Source organism: Cupriavidus basilensis, assembly GCF_000832305.1.
Classification (GTDB): domain Bacteria; phylum Pseudomonadota; class Gammaproteobacteria; order Burkholderiales; family Burkholderiaceae; genus Cupriavidus; species Cupriavidus basilensis_F.
Window position 1 is genome coordinate 3389637 of record NZ_CP010536.1, and the last position, 24348, is coordinate 3413984.

At 62.1% G+C, this 24348-nt stretch carries 23 protein-coding genes; 6 read left to right on the forward strand and 17 right to left on the reverse strand.

The genetic code is table 11. The annotated features are described in order from the left end of the window. Positions 1–3: 3 nt before the first annotated feature. Positions 4–1389 (reverse strand): phosphomannomutase/phosphoglucomutase, encoded by a 1386-nt coding sequence (locus RR42_RS15690; RefSeq protein WP_043348636.1) that lies wholly within the window; start codon positions 1387–1389, stop codon positions 4–6. Between the two features lie 336 nt (positions 1390–1725). Here RR42_RS15690 and RR42_RS15695 point away from each other — a divergent pair, with 336 nt between their 5' ends. From RR42_RS15695 to RR42_RS15720, 6 genes are all read left to right on the forward strand, one after another. Then, a complete protein-coding gene (locus tag RR42_RS15695) occupies positions 1726–2883 on the forward strand; it encodes a glycosyltransferase family 4 protein (RefSeq protein WP_043348640.1) in 1158 nt (385 codons plus the stop codon). Further along, on the forward strand, positions 2880–4196 hold the full coding sequence (locus RR42_RS15700; protein ID WP_043348644.1) for a sugar transferase: 1317 nt from the start codon (positions 2880–2882) through the stop codon (positions 4194–4196). The genes RR42_RS15695 and RR42_RS15700 overlap by 4 nt, the downstream gene beginning before the upstream one ends. Before the next feature lie 35 nt (positions 4197–4231). Next, positions 4232–5356, forward strand: coding sequence for a glycosyltransferase (locus RR42_RS15705; protein WP_043348648.1), 1125 nt, complete (start codon positions 4232–4234; stop codon positions 5354–5356). After that, on the forward strand, positions 5356–6606 hold the full coding sequence (locus tag RR42_RS15710; RefSeq protein ID WP_043348650.1) for a lipopolysaccharide biosynthesis protein: 1251 nt from the start codon (positions 5356–5358) through the stop codon (positions 6604–6606). The genes RR42_RS15705 and RR42_RS15710 overlap by 1 nt, the downstream gene beginning before the upstream one ends. Continuing rightward, positions 6603–7679: a glycosyltransferase family 4 protein gene (locus RR42_RS15715; protein WP_043348653.1), complete on the forward strand. Its 1077-nt coding sequence runs from the start codon at positions 6603–6605 to the stop codon at positions 7677–7679. Before RR42_RS15710 ends, RR42_RS15715 begins: the two co-directional genes overlap by 4 nt. Positions 7680–7869: 190 nt before the next feature. Next, positions 7870–8739: a Wzz/FepE/Etk N-terminal domain-containing protein gene (locus tag RR42_RS15720; protein ID WP_144409830.1), complete on the forward strand. Its 870-nt coding sequence runs from the start codon at positions 7870–7872 to the stop codon at positions 8737–8739. A 119-nt stretch (positions 8740–8858) separates the two neighbouring features. Here RR42_RS15720 and RR42_RS38630 read toward each other — a convergent pair whose 3' ends face one another. The 16 genes from RR42_RS38630 to RR42_RS15790 form a co-directional block, all read right to left on the reverse strand. After that, positions 8859–9419: a class I SAM-dependent methyltransferase gene (locus RR42_RS38630; RefSeq protein WP_082054914.1), complete on the reverse strand. Its 561-nt coding sequence runs from the start codon at positions 9417–9419 to the stop codon at positions 8859–8861. 290 nt (positions 9420–9709) lie between these two features. Next, the gene (locus RR42_RS39700) at positions 9710–10102 is read right to left on the reverse strand and encodes a hypothetical protein (protein WP_144409831.1); all 393 of its coding nucleotides are present in this window, start codon (positions 10100–10102) and stop codon (positions 9710–9712) included. 8 nt (positions 10103–10110) lie between these two features. After that, on the reverse strand, positions 10111–10842 hold the full coding sequence (locus RR42_RS15725; protein WP_052494653.1) for an acyltransferase family protein: 732 nt from the start codon (positions 10840–10842) through the stop codon (positions 10111–10113). A gap of 48 nt (positions 10843–10890) precedes the next feature. Beyond that, entirely contained in the window at positions 10891–11487 is a 597-nt protein-coding gene (locus RR42_RS15730) for a sugar transferase (protein ID WP_043348660.1), read from the reverse strand. Continuing rightward, entirely contained in the window at positions 11487–12641 is a 1155-nt protein-coding gene (locus RR42_RS15735; RefSeq protein ID WP_043348662.1) for a DegT/DnrJ/EryC1/StrS family aminotransferase, read from the reverse strand. Before RR42_RS15735 ends, RR42_RS15730 begins: the two co-directional genes overlap by 1 nt. Before the next feature lie 97 nt (positions 12642–12738). Beyond that, positions 12739–13383 carry an acyltransferase gene (locus RR42_RS15740; RefSeq protein ID WP_052494654.1) on the reverse strand — a complete coding sequence of 215 codons (645 nt, stop codon included), beginning with the start codon at positions 13381–13383 and terminating at the stop codon, positions 12739–12741. 9 nt (positions 13384–13392) lie between these two features. Further along, positions 13393–14628, reverse strand: coding sequence for a glycosyltransferase family 4 protein (locus RR42_RS15745; RefSeq protein ID WP_043348665.1), 1236 nt, complete (start codon positions 14626–14628; stop codon positions 13393–13395). Beyond that, positions 14625–15833 carry a hypothetical protein gene (locus tag RR42_RS15750; RefSeq protein WP_043348668.1) on the reverse strand — a complete coding sequence of 403 codons (1209 nt, stop codon included), beginning with the start codon at positions 15831–15833 and terminating at the stop codon, positions 14625–14627. The genes RR42_RS15745 and RR42_RS15750 overlap by 4 nt, the downstream gene beginning before the upstream one ends. Further along, a complete protein-coding gene (locus RR42_RS15755) occupies positions 15830–16456 on the reverse strand; it encodes an acyltransferase (protein ID WP_052494655.1) in 627 nt (208 codons plus the stop codon). Before RR42_RS15755 ends, RR42_RS15750 begins: the two co-directional genes overlap by 4 nt. Before the next feature lies 1 nt (position 16457). Further along, positions 16458–17696: a hypothetical protein gene (locus RR42_RS15760; RefSeq protein ID WP_043348671.1), complete on the reverse strand. Its 1239-nt coding sequence runs from the start codon at positions 17694–17696 to the stop codon at positions 16458–16460. 85 nt (positions 17697–17781) lie between these two features. Continuing rightward, positions 17782–18684: a hypothetical protein gene (locus RR42_RS15765; protein WP_052494656.1), complete on the reverse strand. Its 903-nt coding sequence runs from the start codon at positions 18682–18684 to the stop codon at positions 17782–17784. Between the two features lie 68 nt (positions 18685–18752). Continuing rightward, a complete protein-coding gene (locus RR42_RS15770) occupies positions 18753–20273 on the reverse strand; it encodes a hypothetical protein (protein WP_236701921.1) in 1521 nt (506 codons plus the stop codon). Positions 20274–20352: 79 nt separating this feature from the next. Beyond that, on the reverse strand, positions 20353–21402 hold the full coding sequence (pseI, locus tag RR42_RS15775) for a pseudaminic acid synthase (RefSeq protein WP_043348680.1): 1050 nt from the start codon (positions 21400–21402) through the stop codon (positions 20353–20355). Positions 21403–21404: 2 nt separating this feature from the next. Next, complete coding sequence (gene pseH, locus RR42_RS15780; RefSeq protein ID WP_043348683.1) at positions 21405–21965, reverse strand: UDP-4-amino-4,6-dideoxy-N-acetyl-beta-L-altrosamine N-acetyltransferase; 561 nt, start codon at positions 21963–21965, stop codon at positions 21405–21407. Then, positions 21965–23050, reverse strand: a complete 1086-nt coding sequence (gene pseG / locus RR42_RS15785) for a UDP-2,4-diacetamido-2,4,6-trideoxy-beta-L-altropyranose hydrolase (protein WP_043348686.1) — start codon at positions 23048–23050, stop codon at positions 21965–21967. The genes pseH and pseG overlap by 1 nt, the downstream gene beginning before the upstream one ends. A gap of 5 nt (positions 23051–23055) precedes the next feature. Next, positions 23056–24345 (reverse strand): aminotransferase class III-fold pyridoxal phosphate-dependent enzyme, encoded by a 1290-nt coding sequence (locus RR42_RS15790; protein ID WP_043352207.1) that lies wholly within the window; start codon positions 24343–24345, stop codon positions 23056–23058. Positions 24346–24348: the final 3 nt, after the last annotated feature.

Here is a 24348-nt window from a genome sequence, read left to right on the forward strand (position 1 = left end):
CGCTCAGAACGGGAGTTGCGCGTCCGGCTTTTCCGCCAGGATCACACGTTTGAATTCGGCCTGGATACGCACCAGCGCGGCGTCGTTGTCGGCCTCGAAACGCATCACCACCACGGGCGTGGTGTTGGACGGGCGCGCCAGGCCAAAGCCGTCGGGGTACTCCACGCGCACGCCATCGATGGTGATGACTTCACGCGCGCCGTCGAACTTCGCATTGGCGCGGATCTTGTCGAGCAGCGTGAAGGCTTCGCCTTCCGCGCATTTGAGCTGCAGCTCGGGCGTGCAGTTGGAGTTAGGCAAGGCATTGAGCACCGCGCTCGGGTCGGCATGCTTGGACAGGATCTCCAGCAGGCGCGCGCCGGTGTACAGGCCGTCGTCGAAACCGTACCAGCGATCCTTGAAGAACACGTGGCCGCTCATCTCGCCGGCCAGGGGCGCGCCAGTCTCCTTGAGCTTGGCCTTGACCAGCGAATGGCCCGTCTTCCACATCAGCGGCTCGCCGCCGTGCTCGCGGATCCAGGGAGCCAGCTTGCCGGTGCACTTCACGTCGTAGATGATCTGCTGGCCGGGATTGCGCGAGAGGATCTCCTCGGCGAACAGCATCAGCTGGCGATCGGGGAAGATCACCTGGCCGTCCTTGGTCACCACGCCCAGGCGATCGCCGTCGCCGTCAAAGGCCAGGCCGAGCTCGCAATCCGTGTCGCGCAGGCACTGCATCAGGTCCTGCAGGTTCTCCACATGAGCCGGATCGGGATGGTGGTTGGGGAAATTGCCATCCACCTCGCAAAACAGCTCCGTCACCTCGCAGCCCAGCGCGCGGAACAGGTCGCCCACGAAGGCACCCGCCACGCCATTGCCGGCATCCAGCGCGATCTTCATCGGGCGCGCCAGCTCGATGTCGCCAACGATGCGGTCCAGGTACTGCTGGCGGATATCGACCTGCTGGTAGCCGCCCGCGCCGCTGGCGAACTTGCCGGCGTCGATGCGCTGGCGCAACGACTGGATCTGCTCGCCGTAGATCGCCTTGCCGGCCAGCACCATCTTGAAGCCGTTGTAGTCGGGCGGATTGTGGCTGCCGGTCACCATGATGCCGGAAGTGGCGCGGCGCCCCGCCAGCTCGACATTGGTGCCGAAGTACACCATGGGCGTGGCCACCATGCCGAGGTCGATCACGTCCATGCCCGCGGCGCGCAAGCCTTCGACCAGTCCGCCCAGCAGGTCCGGCCCCGACAGGCGCCCGTCGCGCCCGACCACCACGGCGCGCTCGCCTTGCTCCGCGGCGGCCGTACCGAACGACAAGCCAATCGCACGCGCCACGTCGCGCGTCAGGGTCTTGTCGACGATGCCACGGATATCGTAGGCCTTGAAAATGGAAGGATCAGCTTGCATGGGTCATCCTGTATGTAGGCGGTAGAACCAGTCGACGCTGCCAGCCACGAATTCCGGCCAGGGCCGGGTCGGCGGGCAAATGCGCCAAAGACCGTATTTTGCCGGATTGCGAGTGGCGCGCCAGTTATAATCGAACGGCTTTGCTGGAAAATGGCGCTACAAGCCAGCCTGGAAGTGGATCGATCCCCACCTGAGCGGGGTGCCACAGCTGCCCGCCCGGTATCGGGGGACGGGCCTGCCGGAGAGCCTTGTCGCCGGCCCTGCCCCAGGCTCATCGGCCATACTGAAATGCCCTGGTAGCCTGTTCCTGTTGCCCGCCCTCGCGCTTTTTGCCCAGTGCCTTCGCCCCTACCCTCCCACCGCCCGCGTATCGCCTTCCTGATCACGAACTCCGAGATCGGTGGGGCGCAGACGCACGTCGCCGATCTGCTGCACGCCCTGCGCGACAGGATCGAGCCCGTGCTGCTGGCCGGGGGCGACGGGCCCCTGCTGGACGCCGCCCGGGCCGCCGGCGCCCGCACCATACGCCTGGCCCTGCTCGACAATGCCCTCTCGCCGCTACGCGCGCTGGCCGCGCTCAGGGAACTGCTCAAGGCCCTCCGCGAGACCGCGCCTGACCTGATCCATGCGCATAGCGCAAAGGCCGGCGCGCTAGGGCGGGTGGCCGGCTGGCTGCTCGGCATCCCTGTGGTCTATACAGTGCACGGCTTTGCCTTCAAGGCCGCCGCCCCGGCTCGCCAGCGCCTCATCTCGCGCTGCATGGAATGGTTGCTGGCGCCGCTGGCCGCCCGCCTGATCTGCGTGGCGCAGGGCGAACGCGCGCTGGCCGCGTCGCTGCCGATCCCCGCCGCGCGGGTCCGCGTGATCCGCAACGGCATCGCCGACAGCAGCGCGCGGGCCACGCCCGGCGCGCCGCTGCGGCGCATTGTCATGGTGGCGCGCCTGGCCGCCCCGAAGCGCGCCGACCTGCTGATTCGCGCCTTCGCCCGCGCCGCGCTACCCGATTGTGAGCTGGTGCTGGCAGGCGTTGGCCCCCAGATGGCCACCCTGCAGTCCCTGGCCGATAACGTGGCACCGGGCCGGGTAAGGTTTGCTGGCCCGGTCACCGACGTGCCCGCCTTGCTGGCTTCGGCCCAGGCATTCGCACTGGCATCCGACCACGAAGGCTTCCCACTCTCGGTACTGGAGGCCATGCGCGCCGGCCTGCCCGTCGTCGCCAGCGACCTCCCGGGCATCCGGGAGCAACTGGACAGCGGCGCCAGCGGCCTGCTGGTCGCCGGCGATGACGAACACGCGTGGACAGCCGCGCTGGCACGGCTGGCAGACAACCCCACACTGCGTGAGACACTGGGACGCAATGCCCGGACGCGCTGGGCAAGGGAATTTGGCCTGGCGCCGATGGCCGACGCCACCTGGACGATCTACCAGCAAGCGCTGGCGGGCAAGCCCGGCGCCGCCCGCGCGGCGGCCAGCACCGGAGCAGGCGGACAATGAACAAGACACACAGCGTCAGCCGCCCTGCCCAGCTGACCCGCCCGCAGGGCTCGGAAACCGTCCGCCGCGCCAGCCGCATGCTGGCCTGGGCGCTGCTCGGCCTGCTGCTGTTCGGCCTCAATATCGCGCTGGCCGAGTTCGCCCATCACGCTGGCCTGGTCACTTACGTCTTCACCCGCACCCTGCTGTGGTCGGTGCTGCCCTACCTGTTCGCCTTCGTGCTGCTGCACCGCTCCCTGCACCTGCCCGCCATGGAAGGCAACAGCCTGGTCGGGTTAGCCACCACCCTGCCCTTTGCCGCGCTGCTCTTCATCTTCGCCGCCTTCCACCTCGAGTATTCGCGCGGCGCGCTGCTGCTCAGCTATGTCACCACGCTAGGCTGGATCTGGTTCGGCTACCGGCGCTTCGTGCGCAACTACGTGCCCGTGTTCGGCTATACCGATGCCGCCACGCTGGCGCAACTGGAGCAGATCCTCGCCATGCCCGGCGCGGCGCCGGCCAGCCCCACCCGCTTCCAGCCCATCAGCTCGCTCGATGAAGCCGTGCATTGCGACGGCCTGATGCTGGACCGCAACGCCACCGCCGACCCCGAACGCACCCGCGTGCTCGCCCAGTTCAAGCTCAGCCACGTACGCATGTATTCGGTCGAGCGGATCGGCGAGATGCTGACCGGCCGCGTGGGGCTGGCGCACATCGACGAGAACTTCCTCGACGACTACGCCGCGCACTACTTCTACAGCTTCGCCAAACGCCTGATAGACCTCGCCGCCGTACTCTGCATGGCACCGCTCGCGCTACCGCTGGGCCTAGTTGTAGCCGTCGCAATCCGCCTCGAATCCACCGGCCCCGCCTTGTTCCGCCAGGGGCGGGTGGGACTGTTCGGCAAGCCCTTCACCATGTTCAAGTTCCGCAGCATGGCGTTCGACGCCGGCGCACCGGCGCAATTCGCCGCCCGCCGCGATCCGCGCGTCACCCGCGTGGGCCGCGTCATCCGCAAATACCGGCTCGATGAAATCCCCCAGTTGTGGAACGTGCTGGCAGGCGACATGAGCCTGATCGGCCCGCGTCCCGAGCAAGTGCCGATGGTCGACGAATTCGCCCATACGATTGCGTACTACCCGTACCGGCACCTGGTGCGGCCCGGCCTGTCCGGATGGGCGCAGGTGCAGCAGGGCTACGTGGGTACGCATGAAGAAACCGTGACCAAGCTCAGCTATGACCTGTACTACGTCAAGCATTGCTCGTTCGCGCTGGACCTGCTGATCGGGGTGAAGACGTTGCGGACGTTGCTGACGGGGTATGGGGCGCGGTGAGCAACGCATCCTCCTCCCCCTCGTCCACCACGCCAATGCGTATTCTGCTGCTTACCACTGGCCTGAAGCTGGGTGGCGCCGAGCAACAGGTGGCTGCATTGGCGCGGCAGTTCATCGCGCTTGGGCATGCCGTGGCCGTCGTCAGCCTGACGCCGGATTGCGACGTCGAGCTACCCCCAACGGCAACCGTGCTGCGCCTGGACATGCGCAAGACACCGTGGTCGATGGCGAGCACCCTATGGCAAGTGCGCGATTTCCTGCACGCCTGGCGGCCCGACGTCCTCCATGCGCACATGGTCCACGCCAACCTCTTCGCCCGCGCACTGACCCGGATAGCGCGCACGCCACCGGTGATTTGCACCGCCCATAGCTACCGGGAAGGTGGCAGGCTGCGCATGCTCGCGTACCGGCTGACCGACCGCTGGGCAAGTCTCACCACCCATGTCAGCGCGGACGGCCGCCAAGGCATGATCGATGCCGGCGCAGCGCCCCCTGATCGCATCGTCGTGGTGCCAAACGGTATCGAGATCGATCGCTTCCGCCCCTCGCCCGAGCTCCGGCTGGCTACCAGGCAAAGCCTCGGTGCCACCGAGGCATCGATCCTCATCCTCAATGTCGGCAGGCTTGTGCCCGAAAAAGCGCAGAACCTGCTGCTTGACGCATTCAGCCGCCTGCAGTCCGAAGAAGGGCTCGAAGCCCGGTTACTGATTGCCGGCGAAGGCGCCGAGCGCGACGCGCTCGCCGCCACGATCAACCGGCTTGGGCTGGCCGGGCGCGCCACGCTGCTGGGTGTGCGGCGCGATGTTGCCGCCTTGCTCAATGCCGCCGATTTGTTTGTCCTCTCTTCAGAGATTGAAGGCATGCCACTGGTTATCGCAGAAGCCCTGGCTTGCGGATGCCCGGTCGTCTCCACCGATGCCCCTGGCGTCGCCAGCTTGCTGGGCGACGCGGGACGGATCGTGCCAAGAAACAACGCAGCCGCGCTGGCCGCCGCGATGCGCGCGGCGCTGCGCGCCGGGCCCGGCTCCCCCCCGGAGCGGACCGCGCGCCGGGATCGCATCGCCTCGCGATTCAGCATCGAGGCCGTGGCCGGACAATGGCTAGCCTGCTATGCGCGGCTGGCCAGTCGAGCCACCGCCGCGCACGTGGAGCTCGCCTGATGCGGCGTCGCGTTGCCGGAAACCTCCTGTGGATGCTGGCCGAGCGTGGCATACAGGTAGCGGCTGGGATCGGCATCGTCGCCATGCTGGCGCGCGCACTGGGGCCCGAAGGTTTTGCACACTTCCAGTACGCCCAGGCCGTGGTCCTGATCGCCGCGTCGGTAGCGTTGATCTGCGGTGGCGAGGTGGTTGTGCCGCGGCTGGTGGCGACGCCGTCGCCGCGTGAGCAACACAGGCTGCTCGCGCATGTGTTTTCGTTGCGTATCGGCGGCGCCATCCTCGGCTATTTGCTGATGTGCGGCTTCCTGCTGCTGCGCCAGCCCGCGCCGGACACCTGGGCAGCAGCGTTGTTGCTTGGCATCGCGATCCTGCTCAGGGAACCCTTCGGCGTGGTGGTTGCATGGCTGCAGGCGCACACCAACAATCGCCCCAATACGCTTTTCAGCCTGATATCGCTCTGCGCCAAGGGCGGCCTGGTGGCCGTCCTCTTTGCTGCAGGCGTGCACAGCGTTCCCTCCTTCGCCAGCGCATTTGCCATCGAGGCGATCATCCTTGCCGGCCTGCTGGCCGCTTACTACTTCGCCAGGGTAGAACGCTGCCAAGTGCGATACGACATCCGGTTCACGCGTGAACTGATGACAAACGGCGCGCTGTTCTGGGTGAGCTTCATGCTGATGATGGGCGCGCGCCGGATCGACCAGTTGGTACTGCAACCCGCAGTTCCGCTTGCCGAATTTGGCGCTTATGCAGCGTGCATGCAGATACTCGACAACTACACGGTTGTGGCTACCATCCTGGCCGCGGGGGTTGCGCCGGTCTATGTCTATGGCAAGCCCGTCTTTGCGACAGCTCGCGCGAACATCGTGCGCATTGCGATCGGCATGACCGCGATCGGCCTATGCGGGGCGCTGCTGATCGCCGCCGGCGCGCCCTGGATTGTGCAGTTGCTGTATGGCCACGCCTTTGCATCGTCTGCGGCGCTGCTGCAAATCGCAGCCCTGTCCTCGACGCTCATCTTTGCCGACGTCGGCCTGACCGTGCTTCCCGTCTATCTACGCCGCCCCGATTGGATCGCCATCAAGTGGGGAGCGGTCCTGGCGGTCACGCTCGCGTTCGACCTGGCGGTGGTGCCCAAGTACGGTGCATGGGGGGCTGTCGGAGGCTATACCTTGGGCAATGCCGTTGCCGTGGCATTCGGCATCTGCCTGTGGTGGCGCAGCAGGAACACACTCTCCCTGGCACCAGCATGAAACCATTACCTACGCTGTGCTTCCTGACCGGCACGTTGAACGCCTTCGCCGGCGCCGAGCGGATGACGGCTGTCATCGCCAACGCACTCGCGGAGCGCGGCTATCCGGTGCTGATCCTCAGCCTGTGGGACGAGCGCAGTTGCTTTACGCTCCATCCCGACGTCGTGCATGAGGCGTTGTTTGCGCAACGGCCGTCGTTCAAGCGAGCCTATCTCGCCACAGTCAATGGAATCAGGCGCTTTGTGAACCGACGCCATGTCGATGTGCTGATTGAAGTCGACACCATGCTCACCTTGTTCACCCTGCCAGCGACCCTTGGCCTCAAGGTTCGGCGCATCGCGTGGGAGCATTGCCATTTTGACGAGGACCTGGGCAAGCCGGCACGACGCTTCGCCCGGCGGCTGGCGGCGAGGTTCAATGAAGCCGTGGTGGTGCTGACGGAGCGAGACCGGCAGCGGTGGGTGGAAGCGCTGGCGCCGCGGCAACCCGTGATCATGATTCCCAACCCATTGCCCTTCGCATTCCCGCCGAAGGCGTCCGAGAGGGTGAGCAAGACGGTTCTGGCTGTCGGCAGGCTCACCCATGCAAAGGGCTTTGACATACTGCTGCGCGCCTGGGAAAAGGTGACCGCATCCCAGCCGGACTGGCGCCTCGTCATTGTGGGAGAAGGGGAAGAGCGCAGTGCGCTTGAGGCGCTGATCCGCGATCTGGGCATCTCCAATTGCGTAGACATGCCGGGCTTGCACCGGAACATAGAAGAAGTCTACCGGCAAGCCGCGCTCTTTTGCTTAAGCTCGCGCTATGAGGGGTTCGCGCTTACGCTTATCGAGGCAATGGCTTTCGGCCTGCCAATCGTATCCTCGGATTGCGAAACCGGTCCTCGAGAGCTCGTGCGAAACGGCAGTAATGGGTTGCTTGTACCCAAGGAGGATTCGGCAGCCCTGGCCGCTGGACTGCTCCGCCTGGTCGCTGACCCTCCCCTGTGTGCGGAACTAGCTAACGAAGCCAGAAACTCGGCCAGCGGCATGGCCATCGCACCAGTCACCGAGCGCTGGCAACGCCTGCTCCAGTAGTCCAAATCGGAATCCACCTGAGAAAAATCGGGCATTGCCCAGCGCGGCCGCGGTGTTCGTTGGCTCACCGCTCGGCGAACGACATGGTTCGGCGGCGGCATACAGCCTACCGGGACGGGGAAAGAAACCGTTCATGGTACAATGTGTATACATAATAGTGTGCGTCACCCCTATCATTCTCGCTGCGCAGATGCCGGTCACTTCCCCCACAACGTCAGACACACAGTACCTCTCGCTAACGAGTTTTGTTGCGAAATATTTCAAGCTTCTGGTGGTCAGCGTCATAGTCGGCGCATTGGTTGCTGTCGGTTTTTCGTTCATCCAGCATCCGCGCTGGACGGCGAAGATGACGGTGCAGATCGGCCAGGTTGCTGGCGTCGGCTCGGCGGTGCCAGGGGTAGGTGCCGCGCCGACCAACTTGATCGAATCCCAGATGACCACGGTTGAGCGGTATGGCCTGTCAAGCTTTAAGTTCGATGTACTTAAGGTAATGGGACTGCCCCTGCCTAACAGGCAGAATCCGGACTCCGATCTGATTTTCGACTCACTGCGTGCAGCGCCGTCGAAAAGCCTGGATCTCATCAATGTGCAGGCGTCTGGGTACTCCCCCGAGATGGCAACGCAGACACTGCGCGTGGCCTTCAACGAGTTGCGCAGGGAACATGATAAAGCGTTCAATCCGACAATTGATCGCATGAAGGCAGAGCTGAAGGACACCTCCGACAAGCTCGTCGCAATGGAAAAGGAATACGACTCCGTCTACGGCTCGCTCAAGCGGACCAGCGATCAAGCAAAAGCTCAAGCGGCCCCGCACGACGTCTTCCTGGCTAACGTGGTAGCAACCATCAGTGTTGAATCGCGAGCGCTAAACCAGCGTAAGGCACAGCTGGAAGAAGCACTGGCCTCATTGCGGACTTATCCGACTCGCGTCCTTGGCGACGTCTATGTCGCCGATCGCCCCAGCACACCGGGCAAGCTGCTGTACTCCGCCGGCGGCGCACTCATCGGCTTGATCGCCGGTATTTTGATCGCGCTGTTCTTGAACCTGCGCCGTCGTTGACAGACACAGGCCGAGGCTCCTCGGCCTGTTCGCATTCACCCCGAATACGCGAACGTCTGGCGGATCGGCTGGCCGCCGTATCTAGATCCGCTGATAACCCTCGCTCAACTGTTTGTGTATCACCTGCGCGCACAGTCGCTCTTGCGGATCAGTGGAGAAGCGATCGTCAGTGCCGTTGAAGCATGCCGACTCGAGCAACTGAAAGTGCAGGAATGCGGCGAACAACCGACTGTAGTCAAGCTGGTATGACGTCTCGGCAGCGCAATGGGCATAGGCCGGGCTGCGGGCACATCTGGCATGAAATCGGTGATTCCAATCCAGCCACCATCGCGAAGGCAGCGGTCGGCCTCGGCCAGTACGCGTGAAATGTGCTCCCGATCCACCAGGTCGAGGCAGAACCCGAACAGGCTGAAATCGAGGGAGTGATCCGGAAATTCGAGTTTGTCAGCCGTTCCCACCCGGAGCTCCAGTTCGGGAAATAGCTGCTGGCCCTTCGAGACCGCCTCGCCTGACGGGTCAATGCCCAGACCACGGCACTTCGTAGCGCGACAAATGGATGCGAGATTGACACCGGATGAACTGCCGACCTCCAGCGCGGTGTCGCCCTGCCGGATGTACTTGCTGTCCAGCGCGACAGCAAAACTATGTTCGTCGGCTGACCGTTTGTCCGCACAGAACACGCGGTTGCGTTGGAAGTAGCGGTCACCTTAACCGTCGGTTAGGAGAATACCTCTTGTCTGGCAGACATTGGTAGTCTCCGATTTGGTCGAGCGAAGACAAGTATCAGAATTGCCGAGCGGCAATGCCGGCCATGTAGCTTGACGCAGACTTGCAGCCAAGCTACCAGAATTAGCCCGACAGGTAGCGCCTTCTGATGGAAGGCCCACACAACGTGTGCGCTGCACCACTCTTGCAGCCGACCAGCATCCGCAGTGCCTCAAGGCCTCCAGTCGCAATCCGAAACCATCGGCTAACGCAGCGGCTGCGGCTTTCTTCGTGGTGCAAACAAGGAAATAACCAGCCGGCGGTTTTCGACCGCCTTCGAGACCACGGCAGAGAATAGAGCAACACCAACAATGGCCGGCAGGGAGACCATCACACTCGCGCCGAGAGAATCCTGAATATATGGCTGAAGAGAGCCAAACAGGAAAAGAAAAATTGGCGCGTGAACGATGTAAAGCGTATAGGAATATTTTGCCGCAGCGCGGGCAACGGTTGGAATAGATATGCTCCCTTGCAAAACCAGCGCAAGAATAAAGCAGAACCCCATGCCTATGGCCACATTAAAACTGGCTATAAGAGACAGACTATCTGCAACGGGATCGTGAGCATAACTAGCGCTGACGAAACGGACCCCCAGCAACAAGGCGATCAGGAAACAAATCGCCGCGCCCCCCGCAAAAGAGTCAAAGAGAACGACAAAAGGCGATCGTGCAAAACGGCCAGTAGGTATCCGGCCCACCAGACCGGCAGATAATAGAGAAACGGCTCATTGTTGATACCAAGCCAGACAACGGCTCCAGCAAATGGCAGGGCCAGCACTTTCCACCAAGCCCTAGGTACCGCCAGAATTGCTGCGAGAAAATAGTACCAGACCTCGATGGAAAGACTCCATAAAGGTCCATTCGCGCTCGGCGCATCGGTCACGAAACCGTTCAGCATCAACACTGCACCGTACAACTGCGTTGGTTCGCTAGTGAAGGCCGTCCGTGCAAGAGTATGGCCTGGAGCTGGAAGAAATGCGCTGGTTCCGCTCGGGAAAAACAGCGGCGCGAGCTTGTAAAGGCAAACGATGAGGACCAGGGAAAAAAACAGTGGCGGCCAGATTCTGATCACCCGGTCGACGAGATACTTCATTAACGAAAATTTGCCACTGTGTCGCGCAATATTGCTGGATACCGATTTTCCAATCAAGAATCCGCTCATGACAAAAAAAATCATGACCGCACTTTGAGCCAGCAATCCCATCACCGGGTTCAGCTTGTCATAGGCCGGCGCAATCAGAATCTGATTTGCGTGCCCAATAACCACAGCAAACGCCGACATGCCGCGAAGCGAGTCCAATTGCTCGGATTGAGCGTTTGTGAGTGGCCGAAAAGTCATCTTGAGTTCGAATGCCTGACGCGGACGGGTCCGCAAGCTCCTGCCAAACTACGAAAGAACGGCGACAACCGTCCGATAAATAATGCGCAGATCAAGCCAGAGGGATCGGCCATGCACATACTCAACACAATAGCGCAACTTGGCCGGCATCACCTCCTCGATATACGTGCGCTCAGGATCCTGGCTTTGGCCCAGCAAGGCATTCTCGTCCCTGTACTCGATCGAGGCCAAATCCGTTATCCCCGGTCTCACGCTCAAGACGGTCTCGCGAATACCCGCAGGATAGAGCGCCACATACTTGGGCACTTCGGGCCGCGGTCCCACCAAGCTCATGCTGCCGATAAACACGTCGATCAATTGCGCCAGTTCGTCCAGTTTGTACTTGCGCAGGAAGGCGCCACTTCTCGTGATACGCCGGTCCGCACCCACGGTGATCAGGGGTCCCCTGCCCTCTCCCGAGGTCACCATGGTCCGGAACTTATGAATGCGGAACGTGCGGCCGTGCAAGCCCACTCGCTCCTGCCGGAAGAAAACCGGGCCAGCCGATTCGCGCTTGATGACGATGGCGATCACGGCGAATACCGGTGCCAGCACAAGCAACCCCGCCGCGCTGGCGACGAGGTCAAAGAGCCTTTTGATAAGCATCAGTTAAACGCGTCCCGAACCGACTTGATCACCCGCTCCACATCTTCGTCACGCATACGCGTGTACAGCGGCAAAGTAAGTGTGTGCTCATAGACGCGCTGGCTGACGGGGAACATCTCCGGCGTCAGGTGATACTGGTCGCGCCAGTACGGCTGAAGATGAAGCGGAATGTAGTGGACGCTACAGCCAATGCCCTGCTTGAACAGATGGTCAATCAGAGCGTCCCGGCTGCACGGCGCACCTTCGGCCAATTGAATCACGTACAAATGCCAGGAGTGAATATCACCAGTTTGCGCGTGCGGCGGCAGAACCAGCGGCAGATCGGCCAGCGCCTCGTCGTAGCGGGCGGCGATGGCGGCGCGGCGCTGATGGAAAGCGTTTGCCTTCTTCAACTGATGGATACCGATGGCGGAGGCGACGTCCGTCATGTTGTACTTGAACCCCGGCGCGACGATCTCGTAGTACCAGCTTGGCGCGGTCGACACAAAACGGTCGAAAGCATCCCGGCTGATACCGTGCAGACGCATGATCTTGGCACGTTTTGCAATTTCCGGGTCGCGCGTCACCACCATCCCGCCTTCACCCGTCGTGATCGTCTTGTTGGCGTAGAAGCTGAACACGGTGGCATCGGTGTCCAGGGTTCCTACCAACTGGCCGTCGCTAGTGGCGGGCAGAGCGTGCGCGGCATCCTCGACGACACGCAGGCCGTGCTTCCTGGCAATGGCGATAATGCGCCCCATATCCGCGGCGCGGCCGCCGAAATGCACAGGCATGATCGCGCGCGTGCGCGGCGTGATGGCTTTCTCGATGGCGTCCACATCAATGCAAAGCGTTTCCGCGCTGACGTCGACAAATACGGGATCCGCGCCCAGGTAGCGGATCACCTCCGCCGTGGCCGTGAATGTGTGGGTGGTGGTAATCACCTCGTCACCAGGGCCGACCCCCACCGCCTCCAGCGCGAGGTGCAGGCCCGCGGTGGCGGAATTCACGGCGATGGCTTCTACGCCACCGCCCAGGAACGCTGCGAAGTCCGCTTCGAACTGCTTGGTCTTCGGGCCGGTGGTAACCCAGCCCGAGCGCAGCGTCGCCACGACTTCGGCGATCTCTTCTTCGCCGATTTCCGGCTGTGCAAACGGAAGAAAACTACTGTTCATGGTAAAGCCATCCTTTGGCTTAGATGCATCGATTAGGGGGTGGCGGGCAGGCCAGCACGGCCGCACGCGTGACATCGCTGGTGCCCGCGCCGGCGAGCTATCCCGCGACGCCAGACTGCGCTACCCGGCGCAGTTCCGCGAGCCGGTCGGGATCAAAAAAGGTGTTATCGAGGCCGCTGCTCTGAACAAACTCAAGATCGTATTTCTCGGTCGTGCCAACGATCCGGCCCGGATTGCCCACGACGACGGAATGATCCGGGATCTCCCCGCGGACAACGCTGCCGGCGCCGATCACACAGCCCTTGCCTATTCGCGTGCCCGGCAGAATGATCGCGCCGCTCCCTACAAAAGTAAAGTCTCCGATCGCGACCGGCGCCTGGATGAAGCCCGTACGCTGAGGCGTCGGCGTGGAGATGAAATGCCTTCCCAGCAGCCGTATCGAGACATGGCTGCTGTGCGACAACACGGCGTTCAGCGAACTGATCTGTACCCCCTCGCCAATCTCCACACCGCCGCTGGCATCGATCAGGCAATGCGGGCCGATCCAGCAATGGTCCCCAATAACCAGATCGCGCTCGCTCAAAATCTTGGCACTGGAACTCACACGGGTGAAGCGCAGGAACCGCCCTTCGCGACGCGAAAAGTAGCCATAGACCATGAACGGGCGCAACAGCATGCCCAGCAGATTCAGCACGGCCGAGATCGCATAACCGGCGGGAGAAAGGTAGAGTCTACGGAACATAGCCTGTCCTCAGCGCAGCGTTTCGGCAAAGCGCACGAATGCGTCGTGCTGCAAGTACTGGTCGAAGCGCGGCGCGAGCGAAGCGGAATTCGCCTTGCAGGTATCGAGCAGCGCGCGATCACCGGCAAGCGCTTCGATCGCTGCGGCGAGCGAATCCGCATCGCCCGGCACGTACTGCCGCCCGAGCTGATGGCTGGCGATCAGACGCTGGATCTCACGCTCCAGCGAATTAACGGTGGCAACGCCGGCCGCCAGATAGTCATAGAACTTGATAGGCATCGACACCGTCGAATGCGCGAGGTACGTGCTCAGCCCGATATCGCAGTACTTGTACATCAGGTTGAGATCGTCAGGGTCCAGTCGCCCCAGGTAGACCACATTACCACCTGGCTCGGCGCAGGCGGATTCGAGCAAGGGGCGTTGCGGCCCGTCGCCGGCGAAAAGGAACTTCACCGGCTTGCCGCGCAGCCGCTCCGAGCGCGCAGCCTTGAGAATCGACTCCATGTCATAGCCGGCGCCGAGCGTGCCTGCATAGATCACCCAGACTTCGCCAGGCTTCTTGTCGCCCAGCCCTAGCTTGCGGAGCACGCCGCCGTTCTCGTTCGCCATTGCCGCCCGCATGGCAGCAACATCCACGCCCCAGTACGAAACGGCGGACGGCACTGCGGGCGCCGAGCGCACACCGATGTCGCGGTAGTCCTCTGACACGCCCACGATTCCGTCGCATGCGCGAAGAATGGCCGCACGCCTGAGGTACAACGGCGCCAGCAGCACGCGGTCGAACGCTCTGAGCGGCTTCGGCAGGATCATGGCAAAGACCTCTGGCCAGATGTCGATGATGTCGGCGACCAACTTGGCCCCGATGCTGCGCGCCGTCTCTACGATGTACTTGCCGTAGAAGATCGAGGGCTCGGCCAGGACGATCATATCGGCCTTGTCCTGGGGATTGGCTTGCACGCGTTGCGCGAGATTCCTTGCAAAGGTGCGTTCGCTGCGGATTCGCGCCACCGAGACGTGGCTACTGTACGGCGTGGTGGGCACGATCCGTACGTTGACACCCGTGTCCAGGCGCTGCTCGCTATATCCCTCGCTGCGGAACTTCTTGGAGCGGTGCTCGAAATTCGAGAGCCACCAGGTCACCTCGTGACCGGCACGGGCGAATGCCTCGGCAAGCATCGAGCTGCGGTATTCGCGCCACGCTTCGCCCGGCAGGCTGCCATAGGGATTGACGATCCAGACTTTCATGATTGAACGTGTTTAGTCGACATCGACGTCGACACCGACGCCGCGCCTCGTGAGAGACCGATCACCACTATCAGATAGATAAAGGTCATCGGAAAATAATCCAATATTCTATTGACGAAGAAATTGAACAAGAATATCAGCAGGCATCCCCGCAAGAACACAGCTTCTGCGGTACGCTGGCTCTTCGAGGAAAAATAGATCTTCAAGTTGACGAGCACAAAAAGCAGGGTCAGCGGTATGCCGAAGGAAGCCAGGTAACTGACGTACTGGCTGTCCGCAGCCCGGTATACCGTCGAGCCCATATGCCCCCACAACATGGAGGCGGGCTCCTCGACGTATCCTGCCAGGAGATTCAGGTGATCGGCGATCCGTCCGCCCGTAATCCCGGCCGTCACTTCATAGTCCACCAACCCAACGAAGTTCAGCACGGCGAGAATCTTGTGAACCAGGAACGAGGGCTTTCCCTCGGCTTCCGCTTGCAGCACGAAGAAGCCTGCAGCGGCCAGTGCCGGCACGAAACACATGAGCAGGAAACCGAGTCTCTTGTTCTTTATCTCCACCAGCAGAACGATGCAGGCCATCGTCATCAGCGAGAAGACGGAATTGGTGGCCACTGCGCCAAGTGCCAACACCAGTTTCTCAGCAATCTCGGCCGGCCACCGGCGTGCAAAAGTATCGACGTAAAGATAGGAAATGCAGCAAAGCAAACCGAATGAGCTCGGATTGCCGACGCCGCCGGAAACAGCCCCTCCCGTCCACAGATCGATGCCGAGATAGCGCAGCACGAAACCCACAAGGCATTGCACCAGGATAATATTCTTGATCAGCTTAAGCGCCGACAGAATCCCCTGCTCGCTCATCCTTGCCGAGAACAGCACCGGCAGGAAAATCAGCGCATTGAGGAACAGCGCGGTTGGCTGGTCATAGCCGGCAGCCACCGCCAAGCCATAGCTGATGCCGCACAGGGCCAGCACCGGCACTAGCAGAAGATCATCCTGATAGCGGTCGGAGACACGGAACGGCAATAGGCACAGCGTGAACAGGCTGAACGCGCACAGTTTGGCGATGGCAATAAACGCGGGGACATCATCTACGTCGCCATCCTTGAAGTTGGTGAAGTAGTACAGGTAGTAGATCGAGAAGATGCCTACGATCGCGGCGGCCTGGACCCACTGTTGGAATCGGGGTTCGCGTGACGTGTTCATGCCAGCCTCTTGGACTTCACGACTGCCGGTGCCCCGACTGCGATTGAATATTCCGGTAACGACCTGGTCACCACGGAGTTGGCCCCAACCACGCATCCACGTCCAATCCTCACTCCGGGCATGATCGCAACATTCACCCCGATCCAGCAGTCATCACCGATTTCAACCGGTTTATCTTCAAAACCGGCGGGACGCTCATGTGGCGGCAGTGCCGCATACCTCGCTTCCTGCTCGCGAATCGGCAGCTCTGGCCATGCGGCAAAGATATGCGCACCCGAGGAGATAAAAACATTCGGGGCGAAAATGCACCCGCGGCCGATCGTTATCGTTCCGTTCAGCGAGCAGCGCCGCTGAATGGTGGTGCCCTCGCCAATGAGGACACGGCCCTCCGACTCGATTTCGACGCCGTGCGATAGCCAGGTGCCACGCGCCATATCGAGTTGCCCCGCACCCCCAAGATTGACGATGACATCCCTGGAGATCTTTGTGCCCCGTCCGAGCTTGACCTGGGACAGCGACGACAGGAACGTGGCGCGCGGATCGACCCGCACGCCATCGCGCAGAAAGCGGATTGCCACCCACCAGCGCCACAGGAAGGATCTTCTCAATAATCTGGTCATCATTTCATTTCCCCCCTACCCGCGCCGCGACAAAACCGAAGCAGAATGAGAGGACAGCAAGTGTCAAGGTGAGAATCGACAAGCGCATCAGCGGCGGCATCGCCGGATAACAGTACGTCAAGGCCCACACCAGCAAGGAACCCAGCAGGACTGCGATCTGACAGGCGAACAGAATTCTTGTCTTCCCCGAAATCACAAAGTAGTTGGCCCAGAAATCGGAAGCGCGGAATGCCGCCGCTGCCAGGAATAGCGGAATGTAGGCAGACACACCCAGATACTGAGGGAAATAGGCCCCGATGCCCCAACGGATCATCAAGTACCCCGGCACGGCAAGGATGCCCAGCACGAGCAGGAAGCCCAGCGAGGTCTTGCCGGTACGCTCCCGCACTGCCTGCGCGCCCTGATGGTAGATTTGCGCCGCCAGGCTCGGGAACAGGTTCGCATTGACCGTGACCTGAAAGGTAGAGGCCATCGATAGCAGTGTCCAGGCGAAAGCAAATTCAGCAAACGCGGGCTTATCCAGTGCCCCCGCGGCAAGCCAGCGATCGGAGTTCTGCATCAGGAACGCCAGGATGACGCTGACAAACAGCGCTCCCGCCGCCCGCCATTCGGAGTGACGAAAATGACGCAGTGCCAACATCGGCAAACGGAAAGCTGCCCTCCCGTAACGCACGCCGGCGCGCATTGTCACGATACCGATCATGACGGCCGTAGCCAGGATTTCCGCGGCGAGGATCGCCTCCGCACTGCCAATCTTGACCGCGGTCAGAAGCCCCGCCACCGATACCACGCAACTGCGCGAGAACAGCGTCACCGAGAACTCGGTCTGCAACAGCCGGCTCTTGCTTTCAGTCGAGACAATGCCAAATAACTGATTGGTCAGCCCGTGCACCGCGGCCAGCGCAAGCAAGGCCCCCGCCCCACCAGCAAGCGACATGCCGGTCACGCTGAGCCCGAGCAGCGGCACCGCGCAAAGCACGGTAACCAGCGTCACCTCGCACATCATGATCATGCCGCGCGTCACTCGCCTGGCTGCGAACAGGTACGGGAGATCGCGCTGCATCAGCAGATACAGCCCGAAGGCATTGACCATGGCAAGCGAAGCCGAGATCAGAAGCCCGATGCTTAACGTCCCGAATTCGGGGACTGTCAGCAGCTTGGCGTAGGCAAGCATGCGGCCCATCATCAAGATGGCCGCAAAGCCGTTCAAGCAGGTTGTCCCGAGGTTTCTCTTGTAGCTCATGGATGATCGCGGTTGTGCTTCCCTCCGCGAGTGACCATGGCCTTGCTCAGATCGGATGGGAGATGTCGCCTGAAATGCAGATTGGTTAAACCATCAAGCTCAGGTCCTGCTCACGGCGCTGGTCGTGCATCACGCCGTAATCGAACATGGCAAACTGCAGTTGCAGGAGCAATCTCGCTTGGTGAACCGGGGTGCGCCCCTTGTGGATGCACAGGGTATTCTCGGCAAAGCCAGTCCCCGCCTCCCCGCAAATTTCTTTGATCACGGTACGGTCGTACGTCTGGTCGATTTCCGCATCCGTGTAGCGGCGTACCTTGAACTCATCGAAGCGCTGCGTCACCGGTGGCCGGCGATGCGAGCCTGCCACGGCGACGTGCGCGCCGTCGCCCGGCTCTACGTCCGTCAGGTAGAAGAAGAACTTAAAGAAACGGAAGCAATCGACGTCCCGGTGATAGAGATGGGCATGCTTGAATCGATCCTCCTCGCGCGCCTTCACGGGGAACGTCCACCACAGGTTGGAGCCGACAAATGCCGGCACCGAACCGATATAACGCGCGGCAATCCATTCCAGCAGCGGATCGTGGCGCAGCGCATCGATCGCGGCGCACTGTTGCTGCGTATTGAAGTACTGCGCAACCAGGATCGGCTTGCCCAGGACAGATTCCGCTGCCGCGCGCTGCTCGGCATGAAAGCCGTGAGCCGGATCCCGGTCGGCGAAACAGGCAGAACTGTCGGCAAACTGCCGAATCTGTGCCACCATTTCGGCCGGAATCTTCAATCCGAATGCAAGGCCATCGGCATCCAGGGTCCGCACAAACTGCTCTTTATCGATGCCCTTGAAGACGCTCTGCTCCAGGCGCGCCTCACGCTCGGCAAGAAAGCGCCGCAGGCCCGGGCCTTGCAACAGCCCGCGGGTACGGCTGACGGTATTGCGAGCGAAACCGAACCGGGCCGGCACACGCATTAACGTGTAGCCAGGCTGGCTCATCAAGCTCTTGGTCAAGATTCGAATTCGACTCATGGTGCCTCCACCTCTCGGACTCTTCTGGCCTTGCATTATCTGTCGCCAATCGGCATGCGCTCCCGGATCGAGTCCAGGTAGCGGAACACGCCGCGCCGTTGCAACGGGCGGTACTTTTCCGGGATCGGCTTCTGCGCCTCCCGCAACTCTTCCCAGCGCCTCTCGCGCAGCAGTGTCAGTACCCGATCTTCACCAGCGGCGTCGGATGCCACCTCGGCATCGTCCGCTTCCACACGGCGGGTAAGGAGCAACCGCTCGAGCCGGCTGGCATCAGGCGTGGGATTGTAAACATACTGCGTGGTCGTCCTGGCGCGAATGTCGCTCACATACTGGTTGAAGCGGAAATTGAACGTGTAGGCAAAGCGCAAGACCTGCCGTGCGATCTCGTCCGGGTTCTGCTTGCCGACCATGGACAGGTTGTCGGCATCTTCCGGGCCATACAGCCGGATCTGGAAGCCGGCAGTCTGGTAGATCGACGTGCCTAGTGCAATCACCTGCTTGCCCAGGGCGCCAGCTTCGAAGGCGGCACTGCCGCCGTTGACCACCACGGCGTCTGCCTGCGCGATCAGCCCCAGGGTGTTGGCACGCTCCCCGCTCCCGATGATATGCACGCCGCGACGGCGCGCCCACTCCGTGTACATGCGCTCGGCGAGACTGCCATCCCTGAGACCGATCGTCTCACCCCAGTTCGGGTGACAGCGCAGGATGCAGCTCGCCGGGTCGACATCGAGATGATCGAAGAGGAAGTCCAGGGCGGCGATCTGGTTGGGCCAGTTGGTCCGCCAGTCGGGATGGCCATCGAACTCGTTGAGGCTGCTGGGGGTGATCAGCAACTTCAGGCCATTGCTCTGCGCCGGCCAATCCAGGTCCTCCGCATTGCGATTGTAGGCCCGCCACTCGAGCGTGTTCGTGCGCAAGAACCGTGCAGCCAGCAGCGAGGCAACGGACCGTGCCTGGGCCTCGGTGAGCGGCTTGTCCTTGTACTCTCCGACCACGCGCCCTACTTCGCCAAGCGCCAGGCAATTCTGATCAGGGATCAGCAACAAGCCATCGCCAAACCAGGTACGTTCCACCGAAATAAAAGGAATGCCCTTGGCCTTGGCTGCCTCCAGCAACGCACGCGGCCCCTCCATGCGACCATTGAAGCAGACAATGCCGTCCAGCCGGCGATCCTCGATCCAGCGGCAGGCAGCGGCGAACGCCTCGGCAGCACCCGTGGCAAGCCTCTGATGTAGCCCGCGGAACTCCTCGGTCTGCTTGTCGACCGGGCTCTCCGTGCGCAATATGGTGCAGGCACCGGAGAAACCCCACTGCTGCGCGGCATCCCCCGCTTGCGCAGCGCCAGCGGGATCGCGATAGCGACGCATGGAATCAACCGAGCCGGAGGCGAACGACCGCATGCCGCCCATCGTGCATTTCATGCACTCCTTGGCCGAACTCGAGTTATCTCGCAATTCGCGGGTGTAGCACTCCGACAGCGCGCTGTCGCAGCTTAGGAAGAACACCTCGTGCCCACGGGACTTCATCATCGTCGAGAGGAAGTAGACGTGTTCCACGTGTGGGCGATAGGCGTAGATGCTGGCGAAACCGAGACGCATATAGTAATAGTTATGGGGGCAAACGGGGCAAAGGGACTCAGGCGAGCAGATCCCACTCTAGTGGCGTACCGCGGCTCACGTCCTGCTTCACCGCCCGGCCGAGCACCTGGTCGAGGTGCTTGGGCGCCAGGCCAAAGCCCGGGCGGATCGCCCGTACGCTGGAGGCGTCCAGCACCTCGCCAGCCTTGAGGTCGCGCGTGATGTAGAGCGACCGGCGGAACACCAGGGACTTCTTCTCGGCGTCAGTCGGGCCATAGCTCACGCCGCCCAACCCCTGCCAGGCGCGGCGGGTTTCCACGACAAGCGCCTGGAATTCGGCGGGTTCGAGTGAGAAGGACGAATCCACGCCACCGTCGGCGCGGTCCAGCGTGAAGTGCTTTTCGATCACGGTTGCGCCCATGGCGACGCTCGCTACCGATACGCCAAGGCCCATCGTATGGTCGGACAAACCCACTTCGCAGCCGAACAGGTCACGCATGTGGGGAATCGTGCGGACATTGGTGTTTTCGGGAGAGGCTGGGTAGGTACTGGTGCACTTCAGAAGGATCAGGTCTTTGCACCCGGCCTCGCGCGCGGCGCGCACGCTCTGATCGAGTTCCGCGATGCTGGCCATGCCGATCGAGATGATCATCGGCTTGCCGGTACGCGCGACCTTCCGGATCAGCGGAATATCGGTGTTCTCAAACGACGCGATCTTGTAGACAGCTACGTCGAGCCCTTCCAGGAAATCGACAGCGCTGTCGTCGAAGGGCGTGCTAAAGGGGATCATGCCGTGCCCGCGCGCACGCTCGAAGATGGCTGCATGCCAATCCCAGGGGGTATGCGCCTCATCGTACAACTCGTACAGCGACTTGCCCTTCCACAAGCTCTTCGGATCGGAAATGAAGAACTCCCGCTCGCGGATATCGAGCGTCATGGTGTCCGCGGTATAGGTCTGGATCTTCAGTGCGTGCGCGCCCGACGCTGCCGCGGCATCGACGATCTCCAGTGCGCGATCGAGCGACTGGTTGTGATTTCCGGACATCTCCGCGATCAGGAATGGCTCGTGCTCGCGGCCGACCAGGCGACCGCCAATATTGATCGTCATTTCTATACTCCTTCGGGCGAGAAACACAGGTCGCGCAGCGCCTGCCGGTCACTCCCCCATTGATTGCTGAATTTGGCCAGGCAGACAATGTCCTGGCGCTGGCCTTGTTTCAGGTAATGCTCGACCAACCGGCCCTCTTCGCGGAAGCCAAGCTTGCGATGCAAGGCCAGCGAGGCGTGATTGAAAGCAAAAGCCTCCGAACTCAGCTTATACATTCCGAGCGTGTCAAAGGCATGGGCCAGCGCCAGATAGCCCAGCGCAGAGCCAGTACCCTTGGGCAGGCCTTGCTCGCCGAGATAGAAGCCCCAGGTGCAACGCTGGTGCTCACGGCTGATGCCGGTGAGTGAGCTGAAACCAACTGGCACCCCGCGCAGTGCGAACACCGCAAACTGCGCACTTGGATGCTGCAACGCCGAAGCGAACCAGCGTTCATGCTCCTCAGGTGCAATCAAGTGGTCCGTGTACATATTGCTGCGCACGTGGTCGCTGTTGCGCCAGGCCAGCAGAATGTCCTTGTCGCCGGGGCGGATCGAACGCAACTCGCAGTCGTCAAATCTATGCATCACCGCGTTCCTTCGTAAATCAGGTCGGCCACAGTCCTTGGCTCACGCCGAGCCAGCCCCAGGGCGCGGCGTGACATTGCCACGCGCCCCGCATCGTCCGCCGTCAAGGCAGCCACCGCTTGCGCCACCTTCTCTGGCGTCACCTGAGCGACTTCGCCCAGATTGACGATATATCCCGCGGCGGCCAGGTCGTGGGCCGATCTGCGCTGGTTGTCCGCCAGCACGATGGCAATAGTCGGCAACCCGAGGAAGCAGCGCTCCCAGGTCGCGGACCCACAAGCGCCGATGGCCAGATCAGCGCTCGCCATCAATTCGGCCATATTGTCGACCTGCACGTGCAGACGCGTATTTGGCGTGCTCTCGCACAAGGTCCTTACCTGGTCGCGGTGAGGTGCGCCAGCGCCGAGCACGACGTCGATCGCAATGCCAGCTTTCGCGAAGTCCTGCAATCCACGAAGCGCAATGCTGGTTGCGTTGTCCTGGTCCATACCCCCCATAAACAGCAAGACGCGCCGAACCGGTCCCGTGCCCCGGTGCAAGGCCTGCCCGGCGACCGTGAACTCGGGGCGCAGCAGGGCATAGCCAGGGCCCAGCAAACACGTGCAGTGCGGAGGAACCAAGGCGGCGTAGCGCTGGTCGAGATCGCTATAGTAGTTCTGGTCGAGCAGCAGATCACAGTCATGCCGGCGATCAGCCAGGTCGTCGATAGCCAGGATGCGAGGTACCTGCCCACGCAACGGCTGCTCCCATCGCCAGTCGAGACCATAGTGATCCACAACCAGCCATTGAGGCGACCAGTCCGCCAGCACCGCTGCGCTTCGCGCCAGGTCGTCCTCCCAGGGCACGCCCAGCCAGGCACTGTGGGCAAGGTCCCCCATCACAGAACCGCCAGGCTGCGGCGCAGGCAGCAGGTGGCACGCGTACCCGCGCTTGGCAATCAGCGCTTGCGCGCCACCTGGATGCGCGCGGGTGATGAAGCGAACCTCAGCCCCGCGCTCGCGCAAGTCATCCGCCAGCGTCAGGCAACGCATGACGTGGCCAGACCCGATCTGCACGGACGCATCGGCGCGAATCGCGACCTTCATGATGCTCAGCGCACCTTGAACAAAGGCTCAAGCGGAGCGCACTTCAACTTCTGCTCGAGACCGCCATCGCGCACGGCTTCGACCATCATTGGCAGCGTGTGGTCGTAGGCCGCGAACAGCCGGCTGATATCGGCGTCCGAATGGCTGTATCCCATGTTGTGAGTACCGAACGTCAGGACCCCCTGCGCCAGCATCTCCTGCATGAACAGCGTCTTGAGGTGCCACATGGGGTAGCGCGCCGTGTCCTTGATCAGCAGGAAGCTCCAGCTCGGATGGCCAGACACAGAGAGAAAGTCTTCCGCGCCCAGCGCCGAAATGCGTGCACGCAGGCCGTCAATCACCACTTGACCCTGGCGAGCCAGGGTTGCGGTGACGGGCTCCCGTTCCAGCTTCTTCATGGTGGCGAGCGCCGCTGCGAGCGATAGCGTTTCTCCGCCAAAGGTGAAGGAGAAGAAAATCTCCTCCATCAGTTGCATGACGTCGGCCCGGCCCGCAACGGCAGACACCGGATAGCCGTTGGCGAGGCCCTTGCCGAAGGTAGCCAGGTCCGGCGTCACGCCGAAGAGTTGCTGGGCGCCACCATTCGCGTAGCGGAATCCCGTGATGGTCTCGTCAAACACCAGCAGCGCGCCATGCTTGTGCGCCAGCTCCTTGACGGCCTGCAGGAAGCCCGGTGCCGGCTCGACCACGTTCATTGGCTCGAGGATCACCGCGGCCACCTGATCGGGGTGTGCCCTGAAAATGGCGTCGAGGCTCTCGATATCGTTGTATGCCCAGGCATGGGACAGATCGCGTGTTGCCTGCGGCACGCCGCGGTTACGCGCGGTGGTGCCAATGTACCAGTCCTGCCAGCCGTGATAGCCGCAGACCGCAACATGATCGCGGCCGGTGAAAGCGCGGGCAACGCGCACGGCACCGGCGGTTGCGTCGGAACCGTTCTTGCCAAAGCGGACTTTCTCGGCGCAAGGCACCATCGACACCAACTGCTCCGCCACCTCCATTTCGAGCCGGTGCGGCAGCGAGAAGATGATGCCGTCCTCCAGTTGGGCCTTGACCGCAGCATCCACGTCGGGGTCGCAATACCCAAGCGTCAGCGCGGCAAGAGCGCCAATCATGTCGAGGTACTCGTTACCATCGACGTCCCACACGTGACTACCGCGGCCGCGCTCGATGAAGTACGGCGACACGCCGAACGGGTACTGCGTACGGCTCTTGCTGAATGTTTGCGAACCTAGCGGAATGGTGCGCAAGGCGCGTTCAAGCAGGGCTTCAGACTGTTGATATCGTTGCGACATGAT

Bases quoted from the DNA above. Each gene is read 5' to 3' on its own strand.
- RR42_RS15765 (WP_052494656.1), bottom strand. From the start codon at position 18,684: ATGAGCCAGCCTGGCTACACGTTAATGCGTGTGCCGGCCCGGTTCGGT.
- RR42_RS15745 (WP_043348665.1), bottom strand. From the start codon at position 14,628: ATGAAAGTCTGGATCGTCAATCCCTATGGCAGCCTGCCGGGCGAAGCG.
- RR42_RS15720 (WP_144409830.1), top strand. From the start codon at position 7,870: ATGCCGGTCACTTCCCCCACAACGTCAGACACACAGTACCTCTCGCTA.
- RR42_RS15760 (WP_043348671.1), bottom strand. From the start codon at position 17,696: ATGAGCTACAAGAGAAACCTCGGGACAACCTGCTTGAACGGCTTTGCG.
- RR42_RS15755 (WP_052494655.1), bottom strand. From the start codon at position 16,456: ATGATGACCAGATTATTGAGAAGATCCTTCCTGTGGCGCTGGTGGGTG.
- pseG (WP_043348686.1), bottom strand. From the start codon at position 23,050: ATGAAGGTCGCGATTCGCGCCGATGCGTCCGTGCAGATCGGGTCTGGC.
- RR42_RS15735 (WP_043348662.1), bottom strand. From the start codon at position 12,641: ATGAACAGTAGTTTTCTTCCGTTTGCACAGCCGGAAATCGGCGAAGAA.
- RR42_RS15690 (WP_043348636.1), bottom strand. From the start codon at position 1,389: ATGCAAGCTGATCCTTCCATTTTCAAGGCCTACGATATCCGTGGCATC.
- pseI (WP_043348680.1), bottom strand. From the start codon at position 21,402: ATGACGATCAATATTGGCGGTCGCCTGGTCGGCCGCGAGCACGAGCCA.
- RR42_RS15715 (WP_043348653.1), top strand. From the start codon at position 6,603: ATGAAACCATTACCTACGCTGTGCTTCCTGACCGGCACGTTGAACGCC.
- RR42_RS15730 (WP_043348660.1), bottom strand. From the start codon at position 11,487: ATGCTTATCAAAAGGCTCTTTGACCTCGTCGCCAGCGCGGCGGGGTTG.
- RR42_RS15705 (WP_043348648.1), top strand. From the start codon at position 4,232: ATGCGTATTCTGCTGCTTACCACTGGCCTGAAGCTGGGTGGCGCCGAG.
- RR42_RS15700 (WP_043348644.1), top strand. From the start codon at position 2,880: ATGAACAAGACACACAGCGTCAGCCGCCCTGCCCAGCTGACCCGCCCG.
- RR42_RS15725 (WP_052494653.1), bottom strand. From the start codon at position 10,842: ATGACTTTTCGGCCACTCACAAACGCTCAATCCGAGCAATTGGACTCG.
- RR42_RS15740 (WP_052494654.1), bottom strand. From the start codon at position 13,383: ATGTTCCGTAGACTCTACCTTTCTCCCGCCGGTTATGCGATCTCGGCC.
- RR42_RS15750 (WP_043348668.1), bottom strand. From the start codon at position 15,833: ATGAACACGTCACGCGAACCCCGATTCCAACAGTGGGTCCAGGCCGCC.
- pseH (WP_043348683.1), bottom strand. From the start codon at position 21,965: ATGCATAGATTTGACGACTGCGAGTTGCGTTCGATCCGCCCCGGCGAC.
- RR42_RS15790 (WP_043352207.1), bottom strand. From the start codon at position 24,345: ATGTCGCAACGATATCAACAGTCTGAAGCCCTGCTTGAACGCGCCTTG.
- RR42_RS15710 (WP_043348650.1), top strand. From the start codon at position 5,356: ATGCGGCGTCGCGTTGCCGGAAACCTCCTGTGGATGCTGGCCGAGCGT.